The sequence below is a fragment of the Kitasatospora sp. NPDC033851 genome, assembly GCF_055576085.1.
This window is the reverse complement of the sequence record NZ_JBVIRL010000069.1, coordinates 1-11,958: the sequence shown is the minus strand read 5'-3', so window position 1 is coordinate 11,958 and position 11,958 is coordinate 1. Positions and strand designations below refer to the sequence as shown.

The 11,958-nt window shown below is 69.7% G+C and carries 9 protein-coding genes and 2 pseudogenes; 9 read left to right on the top strand and 2 right to left on the bottom strand.

The annotated features are described in order from the left end of the window. Positions 1-417 precede the first annotated feature (417 nt). The 7 genes and pseudogenes from ACZ51D_RS43095 to ACZ51D_RS43065 form a co-directional block, all read left to right on the top strand. Positions 418-789 (top strand): annotated as a pseudogene (locus ACZ51D_RS43095) (transposase); the annotation flags it as partial. 228 nt (positions 790-1,017) lie between these two features. Beyond that, positions 1,018-2,046 carry a phosphotransferase gene (locus tag ACZ51D_RS43090; protein WP_465665759.1) on the top strand — a complete coding sequence of 343 codons (1,029 nt, stop codon included), beginning with the start codon at positions 1,018-1,020 and terminating at the stop codon, positions 2,044-2,046. A gap of 365 nt (positions 2,047-2,411) precedes the next feature. Further along, positions 2,412-2,762 (top strand): PadR family transcriptional regulator, encoded by a 351-nt coding sequence (locus ACZ51D_RS43085; RefSeq protein ID WP_360510349.1) that lies wholly within the window; start codon positions 2,412-2,414, stop codon positions 2,760-2,762. After that, the gene (locus ACZ51D_RS43080; protein ID WP_465665758.1) at positions 2,759-3,688 is read left to right on the top strand and encodes a hypothetical protein; all 930 of its coding nucleotides are present in this window, start codon (positions 2,759-2,761) and stop codon (positions 3,686-3,688) included. Before ACZ51D_RS43085 ends, ACZ51D_RS43080 begins: the two co-directional genes overlap by 4 nt. Before the next feature lie 1,760 nt (positions 3,689-5,448). Continuing rightward, positions 5,449-7,014, top strand: coding sequence for a M48 family metallopeptidase (locus ACZ51D_RS43075; RefSeq protein ID WP_465665756.1), 1,566 nt, complete (start codon positions 5,449-5,451; stop codon positions 7,012-7,014). Positions 7,015-7,455: 441 nt separating this feature from the next. Further along, entirely contained in the window at positions 7,456-7,764 is a 309-nt protein-coding gene (locus ACZ51D_RS43070) for a hypothetical protein (protein WP_465665754.1), read from the top strand. Between the two features lie 74 nt (positions 7,765-7,838). Next, on the top strand, positions 7,839-8,237 hold the full coding sequence (locus ACZ51D_RS43065; RefSeq protein ID WP_465665752.1) for a hypothetical protein: 399 nt from the start codon (positions 7,839-7,841) through the stop codon (positions 8,235-8,237). A gap of 77 nt (positions 8,238-8,314) precedes the next feature. Here ACZ51D_RS43065 and ACZ51D_RS43060 read toward each other — a convergent pair whose 3' ends face one another. Beyond that, positions 8,315-8,980 (bottom strand): TetR/AcrR family transcriptional regulator, encoded by a 666-nt coding sequence (locus tag ACZ51D_RS43060; RefSeq protein WP_465626327.1) that lies wholly within the window; start codon positions 8,978-8,980, stop codon positions 8,315-8,317. Between the two features lie 108 nt (positions 8,981-9,088). On the opposite strand from ACZ51D_RS43060, the pseudogene ACZ51D_RS43055 reads away from it, so the two are divergent. Together ACZ51D_RS43055 and ACZ51D_RS43050 are read left to right on the top strand one after the other, a co-directional pair. After that, positions 9,089-10,035, top strand: a pseudogene (locus ACZ51D_RS43055) (SDR family NAD(P)-dependent oxidoreductase). Between the two features lie 726 nt (positions 10,036-10,761). Then, on the top strand, positions 10,762-10,956 hold the full coding sequence (locus ACZ51D_RS43050; protein WP_465665750.1) for a MiAMP1 family antimicrobial peptide: 195 nt from the start codon (positions 10,762-10,764) through the stop codon (positions 10,954-10,956). A 47-nt stretch (positions 10,957-11,003) separates the two neighbouring features. Here ACZ51D_RS43050 and ACZ51D_RS43045 read toward each other — a convergent pair whose 3' ends face one another. After that, positions 11,004-11,765, bottom strand: a complete 762-nt coding sequence (locus tag ACZ51D_RS43045; protein ID WP_465665761.1) for a Ku protein — start codon at positions 11,763-11,765, stop codon at positions 11,004-11,006. Positions 11,766-11,958: the final 193 nt, after the last annotated feature.

Below are 11,958 nucleotides of genomic sequence, written 5' to 3'. Positions count from 1 at the left end.
CGGTGATCATGAAGCGTAGAGAACTCCATGATCGGGCGAACCGTGCCTGCCCTGCTACTACCGATTAGCTCGGCACCTACTGGCGGACGCCCTTATTGGAATTTGAGGATATCGGTGCGCCTCCGAACGCGGCCCGGGATGATTTGGCGGTCGGCTTTCCTCCGGAATCCCGTCACGGCTGCACCTGTCAAGGCCTCAGTGGCGTCGAGCTGTCGTTCAGGGACCACCACTGGTAGCTGCTTCTTCGGGTGCCGGTATTTCCCTCAGGACTATCGGCATAGCTCTGCGGGGTCGAGGTGGAGCCGGGGTCACTCGATCCAGCGATAGCGCCACACGTGTTGCACGGACTAGCCTCAGCGGCACAGGCGCTGAGCTGCACCATGCCGCTTGACCTAGCGGGCCGTCGACGCCTTCGAGATCGCCCTTTACCGAGGCCCGCTGGACGAGATCGTCCGCGAGGGCGCCAGGCGGATGCTGGCCGCCGCACTGGAAGCCGAGGTCAACGCCTACATCGCCGAGTTGGCCCACGAGAAGGACGAGAGCGGGCGCCGCCTGGTTGTCCGCAACGGCTACCACCAGCCGAGGAAGGTCACCACCGCCGCGGGTGTGATCGAGGTCAAGGCCCCGCGGGTGAACGACAAGCGCGTCGACGACGCCACCGGCGAGCGCAAGCGGTTCTCCTCGGCGATCCTGCCGCCCTGGTGCCGCAAGTCCCCGAAGATCGCCGAGGTGCTGCCACTGCTCTACCTGCACGGCCTCTCCTCGGGAGACTTCGTCCCGGTCTTCAAGCTCGTCGAGTCCGCCCAGGCCCGGTGGCGCTCGGTCAACGGCGCCCACTTCGTTCCACTCGTCCGTGCCGGAGCCCGCTTCGAACGTGGCCGGCTCATCGAGCGCCCCGAAGCCCTCACCGCCGCATGAACAAGATCTACCGAGCGCCTGCCCCAGCTGCAGGGTGAACTGGCCGATCCTCCAACTCGCTCTGCCGGCAACTGTATTCACGTGTGGAAGGATGAGGGCATGTGGTCACGACTGCCCTTCGGGGAGAAGCTCAGGGCTGAGCTGGGTTCGCCCCAACGGGCCCGCAGGCTGGGCAGCAGCCCGCGATCGCGGGTATGGCGGGCCGAGCTGTCGGGCACACCCGTGGTAGTCAAGCAGCTCATCGACGGCCCGGAAGCAGCAGAGAGGTATGCCCGCGAGGTCACGGCCCTGCAACTCGCGTCCAAGGTCGACCCGCCCGTGGTGCCAATGCTCCTCGCCACCGATCCGGGCGAACGGGTGCTGGTCCTGGAACATTTGGACCACCAGGAGCCGCGCGAGGACTGGATCGTGGACTACGCGTCAGCGCTGGCCCGGCTCCATGCGGCCACCCGCGCCGACGCTACGGACAGTCTTCCGACCTGGTCGGGCCCGACTCAGGATGACGCCGACTCCTTCCTCAGGCTTGCCCAGACGCTCGGCGTGGTGGTGCCGTCCGGCGCGCGAACCGAGCTGGACGGCCTGGTGAACCGCCTGACCTGGATGACGGGCCATGCCCTGCTGCACGGTGATCCCTGTCCCGGCAACGACATGCACACCGCCAGCGGCGTGAGGTTCATCGACTTCGAACAGGCCTCACTGGGCAACGGGCTCGTGGAACTCGCCTACCTACGCATCGGCTTCCCGACCTGCTGGTGTGCCACCGCTCCGCCTCGGGTACTGCTCGACGTGGCAGAGACCGCCTACCGGACGGCATGGCGCAGCGCGACCGGCAGCGAGGTCCAAGACGATCTCACAGACGCATGCGCCGGCTGGCTGCTACGGGGCGACGCATTGGTCCAGCGGGCCCAGCGCGGGACCATCGACCACCTGGGCAAAGTCCCGAATCGCGACTGGAAGTGGGGCACCGCGACCGCCCGCCAGCGGCTGGCACACCGTCTCCGGGCCGTCAGCCAGATGGCCACCGGGTGCAGCGAGCTGAAGGATTTCGGACGGCTCGCCGCGGCCATGCGCGAGAGCATGCTCACCCGCTGGCCCGAGCTTCAGCCGCTGCCCTCGCAACGGCCATAAAAGACACTCCGCCCGGCACCCCGGCCAACGGCACGAACCCCCGAACCACAGGTCTTGACAATTCCTCATATGAGCCCGGTCGAGCACCGCAGTGCCGACCGCCGTGAAGCCCACATCGAGCAGAGCAGATCCGGACTTCAGCTCTTCGCCTGACAGCGAGCGCCTGTCAGTGTCCATGCCTGACAGCTTTGCACCGCGAAGGTTCAGCTGCCCGGCGATCTCCGCCTCCACCAGCCGCACCGCGCCAGCGGCCTGAACACCCACCAATCCGGCGAACGTATGCGCTCACAGCACTAGCAACCGAGATGACTGCCGATCGCTTCGCTCTTGCCAGACATTACGGTGACCGTACTATGGTGGTGGGCATGACGAAGAAACGCTCCATGCAGGAGCCCACCTTCCTCCTGCTGACAGCCCTCGCGGACCGGCCCCGGCACGGCTACGCGCTCGGTGACGAGGTGGCCGCGATCTCCGACGGCCGGGTGCGGCTCGGAGCCGGCTCCCTCTACGGCACCCTGGACCGGCTGCTGGCGGAAGGGCTGATCCGGGTCGAACGGGAGGAGACGGTCGACGGGCGCCCCCGCCGCGTATTCGCCCTCACCTCGGCCGGCACCACGGCACTCACGGAGGAGAGCGAGCGGATGCGCGCAGCCCTGCGTGAGGCCGACCGGCGCCTGGCCGTCTCCCGGCCCCGGCTCGCGGGAGGTGCGGCATGACCACGGACCGGCCCTCGACGAACGCCCGGCTGCTCCGGTGGGCACTCGCGCTCTACCCGGCCTCCTACGGAGCCGGCGCACGGGCCGAGATCGCCGACCACGCCGAACACCACATCGCCGGGGCCGGCCGGCTCGCCGGGCTACGGGAGGTCGCCGACGTGGCCGGGCACGGCACCCGGGTACGGCTGGGCCTGCTCTCCCACCGGCCGGCGGGCCGGGCGCTGGCCACCGCCGCTCCGCTCGCCGCGATGCTCGCCGGCACGTTCGCGGCCTGGCACCTGTGGTTCCTCGTCCAGATCGCCCGCGCCTCCGGGTTCGACACGTACGCGTTCTCCGGCACCCGCGTCGGCACCGTCACCGTGCTGATGCTCGCCCCGGCCGTACTGATGGCGGCGGCGGTACTGGCCGGACACCGAACGGCGGCAAGGACCATGGCCCTGGTGACCGTCCTGGCCACGCCCCTGCTCCACGCGCTCTTTCGCCCGATCCTGTGCGACTACCAGGTCGTACTGCTCGCGTTCAACGCTCTCGTCCTGCTGGTCGCCCCACCGGACCCCGTCTCGAACCTGAGCCGCGTCATCCCGTGGACGGTTGCCCTCTCGATCACGGCCGGGGAGGTCGCCCTGCCCCTGGCCGGGAGCCATTTCGGGGCACGGGCGACCGGCATGGGGTTCTACTTCGTCGCCCCGGTGGTCACCGGCATCGCCGTCGCCTGCACGGCACGCTCCGTCGGGCACGCCGCCCTGACCACAGCCGTCCTGGCCGGCCCGCCACTGCTCTCCCCCCTGCTCCTGGACATGGGACTCAACCACCGCGCACTCATCCTGCTGCCGGTGGTGCTGTTCACCGCCGGGTACACGATCGCCTTCCCCGTGGTGCGGATCACGGCCCGGATCGCCAAACGGCCCGACCACCTGCACCACTGACCGCACGCCCCCCACGACCGGCCCCTCAACCACCCCCCTCACCAGTGGCGGCGCGCCGCTTCCGGATCCAGCGGCGGTCACGGCAGGAACGCAGGGCCTCGGGGTTGCCTGGTAGGGCTGTCCCAGCCGGGGCGGGCGTGTTGCACCGGCCTGGGCCGGTCCGCCGGCCTTGGCTGGTCTTTCGCCGGCCATTGGCAAGGAGGACAATCGGCCCATGAGCTTTCTGCAGGAGAAGGTGGAGCGGAACGATCTGATCAGGGCAGTGATCACTGGTTCGCCTGCCCCGCAGCAGTTCACCGCGATCGTCGAAGAGGTGTACTTGGCACGGGTCTTCGCGGGCAAGGTGGGATCGGAGATCCGCTTCGTTGGCAAACCGACTCACTGGGGCCAGCGGTCACTCGCCGTGGGCCAACGCGCGCTCCTCTTCATCAGCCGTGTCTCCGCAGGTGGTACGAGGACGCCTGGGAGGGCGACCTTCCCATCGAGGAGATCGACGGCTCCGAGTACGTGCTCTACCGGGTCGCTCATGAAAGAGTCCTCACCTTCGACGGCCTGTCCGACTCCCTCAGGGCCAGCTGCAGACGGCACCCCACCCTGCCGATCACCACGTGTTTCAACCTCGCCGCGTTGGAGTGCCATCTGAACGGCCTCATCACGCAAGCCCTTCCGTAGCCGAGTGGCCTGCACGCGGCTCGGCAAGTGATCGAGCTTTCGGCCGCTGCCTCCCCGCTGCGCCTTGGGTTCCTGTGCGGGTTGCCGGTCCTGGTCGGTCTGCGGGCTCTGGTTCGGGGCTGTCTGCTGCCGGGGCCGTCTGCTGCGCACGGGTGTGTCGGTGGGGGCTTCTATGGTGCAGTCGTGGGTGGGGCCGGTGTCGGAGTGTCCAGCACTGGAGACAAAACGGCAGACCTCCCGGTCTGCACGGGGGTGGTTACGGCCTAACCGGCGTCCGGGGAACAAGGGCCTGGAGGACGGCTCGTCAGCACTGCCCCACCCGCCAAGCCGGTGCCGCAGGCCCGGTGCCCGGGCCGCGGTGCCGGGCCCGGGATGGTCCGGGTCGTGTTCGGCCGGGGCCGTTTGCCGGGCGATCACCGGGTGCGCCGACCGACGGGGTCCCCGTGTCGCCGCGGTCCACCGCCCGCCCCGTCGTCGGCGTGCCGGGTCGCCGCCGTCCTAGCCGGTGTCGGCCTGAGGCCCGCCGCTCGGTCCTCGTCCTGGCCGTCGCCGGGCTGCCATCCCCGCGGCTGGGCCGCCGCCGTCCTGGCCGCCGGGCGGCCGTCCCGGCTGTCGCGCTGGGGTGTCGCGCTGGGCTGTCGCGTGGCCTGTCGTGTGGTGTGACGTGGGCGGGGACCCGGGAATCCCTGTGTGTGGCGGGGCGCGACAGGCGGGGTGTGACAGCCGTGCCCTTGTCGGCCGGCGGTCTCGGGCCGTAGGCCCGTCCCTGGTGTCCTGTGTGTCTGTGGGGCCTGTGGCATGGGGGTGCCGCTCTCCCTGATGAGGATCTCGGAAAACGGCCAGGACTACTCACGCTTCCCCACTCATTCCGGTGTTCAACTGAGTGGGGAGTCTCAGTGAGCGCCGAGGTTCTGGCCCCTGGTTCCTTCTCGATGCCGTGTCCCGCCCGGGCTGTAGTCGGCGCGGATCGCAGCGGCCCGCCGCGAGGTGGGTAGGGGCTGCTGGTGAGGGCCTCTGAGCTGGGCGGTAGGCTCCGCGCGATCATCGTCGGCCCGCGCGGGCCGGCCGAGCTGTGCGGGGGTTCTCCGATGACGTTCCGATTGCGTGCCCTCCGGGCGGTGGTGCTGCTGGTCGGCTTCCACCTGATGGGTGCGGGCCTGCTGGCGGCGATGGCCGTACTCGACTGGCTGCTGGTGACGCACCTGCTCACCGAGCGGGCGGCCTGGTTCGAGGGAACCGTGCTGGCCGTCACCGTGTTCCTGGCGGTGGCGATCATCCGGGGCACGGTCGCCTCGCTGCGCGCCGGACGGCTCGGCCCGGTGCCGGGGGCCGTGGCGGTCACGCCGCAGGAGCAGCCGGAGCTGTGGGAGGAGGTCCGCGCCGCCGCCCGGGCGGCGGGGGAACGTCCGCCGGAGGAGCTGTTCCTGATCGGAGAGGTCAACGCGGGCGTCGCCGAACAGAGCCATCTGCTGGGGCTGTTGCCCGGATGGCGCCGGATGTCCCTGGGACTGCCGCTGCTGGCCGGGCTGACCGTCCCGCAACTGCGCGCCGTCCTCGCGCACGAGTTCGGCCACTTCGGCCACGGGGACACCCGGCTCGGCGGCCTCACGATGCGCGGCCGGGCGGCGGTCGTGCACACCGTCCGGGCGTTCGAGGCCGGCGGCACCTGGCTGCACCACCCGGTGGGCCGCCTCTACGCTGCGTACGCCCGGATGTTCCTAAGGACTTCGCAGTCGGTCGCCCGTCAGCAGGAGCTCGTGGCTGACCAGGTGGCCGCCCGGCACGCCGGCCGCGAGGCGGTGGCCGCCGCGCTGCACGCCACCTGGGTGCTCGAGGCCGCATACCGCCACTACCTGGCGACGTACGCCGCCCTGGGTGAGCCGCTGGCGGCGCTTCCGCCGGTGGGCGAGGTGGGCGGCGGCTTCCGCCGGCTGCTCGCCGCCCGGACGGCAGAGCAACTCGCCCAGCTCGCCACCGGCAGCCGCCCACCGCGCCCGCACCCGTACGACTCCCACCCGCCGACCGCGGAGCGGATCGCCCTGATCGAGGCGCTGCCACCTGGCGGTGGCGACCGGCAGGACGGGCCGGACGCGCTGAGCTTGCTGCGCGAGCCGGACCATCTGTTCGCGGTGCTGGAGGCGCGCGCTCTGCCACCGGAGGCTTCGGCGATGCGGCGGATGAGCTGGGACGAACTGGTCCTGGCCCGAGCGGTCGTCGATGCCGACGGATGGTCCCGCCCCCTGCGCCTCGCGGTGGCCAGGACGCTGCGCTCCTCGGAGCCGGACGGAGAACTGCCCGGGCTGGAGGAGATACTCGACGCCTTCGACCGTGGTCTGCTGTGGCCGGAGGTCGCCGACCGGATGCCGAAGCCGCCCCAGGCGGCGCGGCTGACCGGGCGGTCGGCCCGCAACTTCGTCCGGCCCAGGGTCTTCGACGCGCTCGCGGGCCTGGTCCACCTCCGTCTGGTCGCCGTCGGGCAGGCCACGGCGGACATCGCGTGGGCGGGGCGGCCCGGGCTCGCGCTGCCCGACGCGTGGGAGGAAGGCATGGACGACGCCCTCGACGCCGCCACCGCCGACACGCCCGACACCACACCCCTGCGAGTCCTGCTCGCCTCGCACGCCCCCGTGCCCTCCGTACGACGGTGCCGGTGACTTCAGCGGATACGGCGGCCTCTCCCGAACGGCATCCGTCCGCAAGTCAACGGACCACAGGGTGGGGAATCGCGCGAGCAGGTCTGAGGAACACCCGAGCGTGAGGTGGGGAAATCCAGGGAGTCTCATCATCGGCGACGCGCCGGGACGGGAGCGCGAGGTGGCTTCGCCACCACGGGCGTTGCGCAGCTGGCGGTCGAGGACGGCTTGGACCAGGCGGGAGCGGGGGGCGGCGTCGAGGCCTTACGCATCAGACAGGGCCCGCACCTGGGCAGCCTGTACGGTGGCGGGCGGGGCATCGGGTTTGGAGGAGATGCACCAGGTCTTCTTTCTGCTGTTCAGTTCTGTCTCATGAGATCTGTGGTTCAGTTTCGCTCCGTTGTGGTGGTGGGGCGGGTGAGCTGACGGGAGCGCCCTGTCTGCCTGCAGGGAGGGACGAGAGTGGATCTTGCCTTTGTGCGGTCCGGGCTGCTGGAGCAGTTCCTGGAGGCTGACGTCATCTCAGCCGCGGAGGTCGCTGCACTACTGAAGCGGCGCGGCTTGCTTGACGGGACGCCGATGTTCCTCGACGAGGAGACGCAGATGCCGGTGCCACCGCTGTGTGAGTACGGCAAGTACCTGTCGACGGCGCTGCTCGACGAGACCACGCCAACTCGAGCTCATCAACACCCCCTCCACACCCGCCTGCCGCCGCGACCTCGCCGAACGCGAACTCGACATGACCTGCAACGTCGTCAAGATGGCCGGTGATCCCCGGTGACCCGACCCACCGACGCTCCAGAGGACACGGTCAGCCCAAGACCGCCGCGGCCCTGCGAGCCGCGATGACTCGCCTCTTCGAGGGACGGCCGCAGCGGACCGATGGTCGCCTCACCAAGGAGAATCTCTACGAAGAAGCCCAGGTCAGCCGCGCGACCATGAGCCGGGCTCGGGCCGTTCTAGCCGAGTGGGACGCCCACATTGCGGCCCATGGCAAGGCCACCCCCGGTGAGGCGAAACGCGATGCCGCCATCGCCGACCTCAAGAAGCGCCTGACCGCGAAGGCCCAGGAGTGCACGCTCCGGGAGAAGAAGCCGAAGGCCGCCCAGACGGCGATCGCCGCCCTCTTCCATGACAACGAGGCCCTACGGCAGCAACTCGCCAAAGACGCCACAACCACCGTCACGCCTTTCCGCCCTCGCGGCCCCCGCTATAAGCAACAGGTCACATGCACGGCTCGCTGAGTTCGGGCACCCCGGCCTCCACCCTCCGAGCGTGCGAGAAGAGCAGAGGATTTTTGCCTGTTCCAGTGCGACGCAGGTCAGCGGCGGGGTAGCGCGCCCAGGAGGGTTGCGGTCAGGGCCAGCTTCAAGTAGTCCTTCAGCTCCAAGTGGAAGCGGGCGAGGTCGGGCTCGGCCTGGTAGGCCGCCTGCAGGCTGGGTGGGGGTGTGCTGTACGCCGGCAGCGCGCCGGCCATGAGCATGGTTTGCAGGCTGAACAGCGTCGCGTTCTCGCCCAGCTCCGGCAGGTACTTCAGGAGCAGGGCGGTCATGGTTGTCAGGCGGTCCAGGGAGGCGCGCTTGTAGCGTGCGACGACCTCGACGGAGACGTTGTGTTCCAGGACGCTGCTCTGTGCACCGAAGAGGTCGCACAACACCACTCGGCCGGAGAGCGAGCGGCTGAGAATCTCGGCCACGGCTGCCGCTCGCTCGGCCATGGGCAGATTCTCGTCGATGCCGGCGGCCAACTCGCCTGCCAGTTCCGTCAGCCACTCCTGCAGGAAGCGGTCCAGCAGTTCCAGCAGCACCGCCTCGCGAGACTCGAAGTAGCGCAGCACGTTCGGCTTCGCCAGCCCTACCCGGCGGCTGAGCTCGTTCAGGGTGACCGCGGCCACGGGCATCTCATCGAGCATCGCCGACGCCATGTCGAGGATCGCCCGTCGGCGGATCTCCCGCTGCTCTTCGGTTCGCGCCCGCTGGAAAGTCACGATCACCAGCCTAGCTTAGGTACCTGCGGTACGTTGACAATGTACCGGGAGTACTTTATCGTCGCAGACGCAAGATACCTTCGGTACGTAACTAGGTGGGAGTCCGGCATGAGTGAGAAGTGGACGACGGCAAATATTCCGGACCAGCGCGGGCGGGTGGCCGTGGTGACCGGGGCCAATACCGGCCTGGGGTACGAGACCGCCAAGGCGCTCGCCGAGCGCGGGGCCTCCGTCGTGCTCGCCGTGCGCAACGTCGAGAAGGGCGAGCAGGCCGCGGCCCGCATGACGGCGACGTGACCGTACAAGCGCTGGACCTGACCTCGCTCGACTCCGTCCGGACCGCGGCGGCGGCGCTGCGGTCCCGGCTCGACCGGCTCGACCTGCTGATCAACAACGCCGGCGTGATGTACACCCCGAAGCAGACCACCCGGGACGGCTTCGAGATGCAGTTCGGCACCAACCACCTCGGCCACTTCGCGCTCACTGGGCTGCTGCTGGACCTGATGCTGCCGGTGCCCGGATCGCGCGTGGTGACGGTCAGCAGCACCGGCCACCGCATCCGAGCCGCGATCCACTTCGACGACCTGCAATGGGAGCGGTCGTACAGCCGGGCAGCCGCCTATGGTCAGTCCAAACTGGCCAACCTCATGTTCACCTACGAGCTGCAGCGCCGGCTCGCCACGCACGGCACCACCGTCGCGGTGGCCGCACACCCCGGCCTGTCCAGCACCGAGCTCGCCCGTAACAGCCCCGCGACCCTCCGGCTTCCGCTCACCTGGCTCGCGCCGCTGATCACCCAGACGCCGGCGATGGGCGCGCTGCCGACCCTGCGCGCCGCCACCGACCCCGCCGCGCTCGGCGGCCAGTACTACGGCCCCGGCGGACGCAACGAGGTCAAGGGTCACCCCCGACTGGTCACCTCCAGCCCGCAGTCGTACGAGGCAGTGGTCCAGCAGCGGCTGTGGGCCGTCTCCGAAGTCCTCACCGGGGTGCAGTTCCCCATCGCTGAGTCCAAGCAGAGCCCGTTTCCCTCCGGATCGGCCACCACCATGTAGCCCGCGCTGGTAGCAAGCGCCGACCCGTCGCGGCGCGAGCGGATGACGCCAAGACCGACGGGGCGCACGCACTCCGCGTCGAGGGCGACCATCCGCTCGTCGCCGTGCAGGCCGCTTGCGGCGCATACGTCCAAGTGGGCAGTACGTGGCGGCCTGGCCCTCGGGAACCTGCTCAAAGAACATCTGCATCGGATGATCGGTGAGAAGCGGCCTAACCGGCATGTCTCATGAGACATGCTGAGCGCGTAGAACACGTCCACGCCATGTAGCCGAGGCCTTCGAGGGGATCGTCAGGGGCGGCAGTGTCGAAGGATTTGCGATGCCGCAGAACCGGCGTTCCCAGAAGAAGAAGGCCCGCAGCCCGGCTTCAGGGCGGCCCGCAGCGCGGGAAGCAGCTCTGGGTAGCGGTCGGACAGCGGGTTGCCCCGCCGCGACCAGAGCTGGACATCACCGTCCCCACGCCACGCGGCCGCACGGACCCCGTCGTTCTCCAGACTGCGATATGTCTCAGAGGCACACCGACTACGCATCCGCCGTCCCGGCGAACCGCTCACCAGCAGGAGATCGAACTGTGCGAGCGCCTGGGCGCCCAGCGCGCCGAGCTGGACGCTGACGGGCGCGGAGAAGCTGGCGAGGGGTCCCTGTCGGCACCATGAAGTGCAGCTCGAACGCATCGGTTGGGCCCGCAGATGGTGTTTCCCGCGTACCCACTCCCATGCCTCGTCGTTGATCTGGACCAACGGCTGCGGATCCCACCAGATCCCCTTCCACGGCTCCTACAGGTGGATCCCGCGCGGGCAGGACGGCCGGATGCACAACGCGGCTGACGGCCGGAACCCGGTCCACACCGTGCTTCGCAGCAACCGGGACGCAGAGCAGTCCACGCCCTTCGGCTGGCAGAGCATGTACATCGTCTGCTGAGCACCCGGCACTCAGCCCGGCTCGGCGCTTGTGACGCGCGGCTTTCGTCAGGCGCTTCGCAGCTGCCGGCCCCGCTTGACGGGGGCGTGTTCGAGGGCGTCCTGGAGCTGGTCACGGGTCATCGTGGAGCGGTGCGGGATGTCGAGGTCGGCCGCGCGCTGGTACAGCTGCGCCTTGGTGAGCGCGTCCAGGTCTTCCTTCGCGGTCCGCGTCTTGCTGGCGCTCTTGCGGGCGGCCGGGGCCGTGGCGCCCTGTCGGCGGGCGGAGGTGCTCTTCGTGCCGCTGGCGGCCTTCGGCGTCCTGGGCGCGGTGGCAGCCGGGCCTCGGCTGCTCGCGGTGCTCCTGCGCTGCCGGCTCTCCGGCTTGGCGTCGGCGGGCTCGCCCGCGGGGTGGCGGGCCTGTTCCAGGCTGCGTTCGAGGATCGCCATGAGGTCGACGACGTTGGTGGCTTCGGCGGGCGGGCCTTGGCTGACCGCGATGTGGCGGCCCTCGGCCTTGGCCTGGACGAGGTCGCGGACCTTCTCGCTGTAGGTGTCGTGCCACTGGGCCGGGTCCCAGTCGATCGCCAGCATCTCGATGAGCTGCTCGGCCGTGGACAGCTCCCGCTCCGGGAGCGGGAGGTCCTCGTCGGGGAGGTTGCCGACCTCGCGGCGGGGGTCGCGGACCTCGTCGGCGAAGTGCATGGTGTGGGCGGTCAGGATTCCGCGCTCGGCCTTGATCGCGGTCAGATACTCCTTGCCGCGCATGGAGAACAGGGCGAGGCCGGCGCGGTTGGAGCGTTCGAGGGCGCGCTGGAGGAGCGCGTAGATCTTCGTTCTCTGGGGGAGAAGTGTGGCGCGAGGCCAGTCGGGCCGACTTTATGCAGCTCAGCGCAGGTGTCGATGACCTTAGCTTGTCGTTCTACCTTCGGTGATGATCTTCTGTCGCGTTCGGACTCTCGCCTGCCTGTTCGCTACTGGTTGGTGACCAGGGCGAGTCCGATGTTGTGGTCGGGTGCTCGGT

Excerpts from the sequence above, each read along its gene's own strand:
- ACZ51D_RS43065 (WP_465665752.1), top strand. The coding sequence starts at position 7,839 with ATGACTCGCCTCTTCGAGGGACGGCCGCAGCGGACCGATGGTCGCCTC.
- ACZ51D_RS43090 (WP_465665759.1), top strand. The coding sequence starts at position 1,018 with ATGTGGTCACGACTGCCCTTCGGGGAGAAGCTCAGGGCTGAGCTGGGT.
- ACZ51D_RS43080 (WP_465665758.1), top strand. The coding sequence starts at position 2,759 with ATGACCACGGACCGGCCCTCGACGAACGCCCGGCTGCTCCGGTGGGCA.
- ACZ51D_RS43075 (WP_465665756.1), top strand. The coding sequence starts at position 5,449 with ATGACGTTCCGATTGCGTGCCCTCCGGGCGGTGGTGCTGCTGGTCGGC.
- ACZ51D_RS43085 (WP_360510349.1), top strand. The coding sequence starts at position 2,412 with ATGACGAAGAAACGCTCCATGCAGGAGCCCACCTTCCTCCTGCTGACA.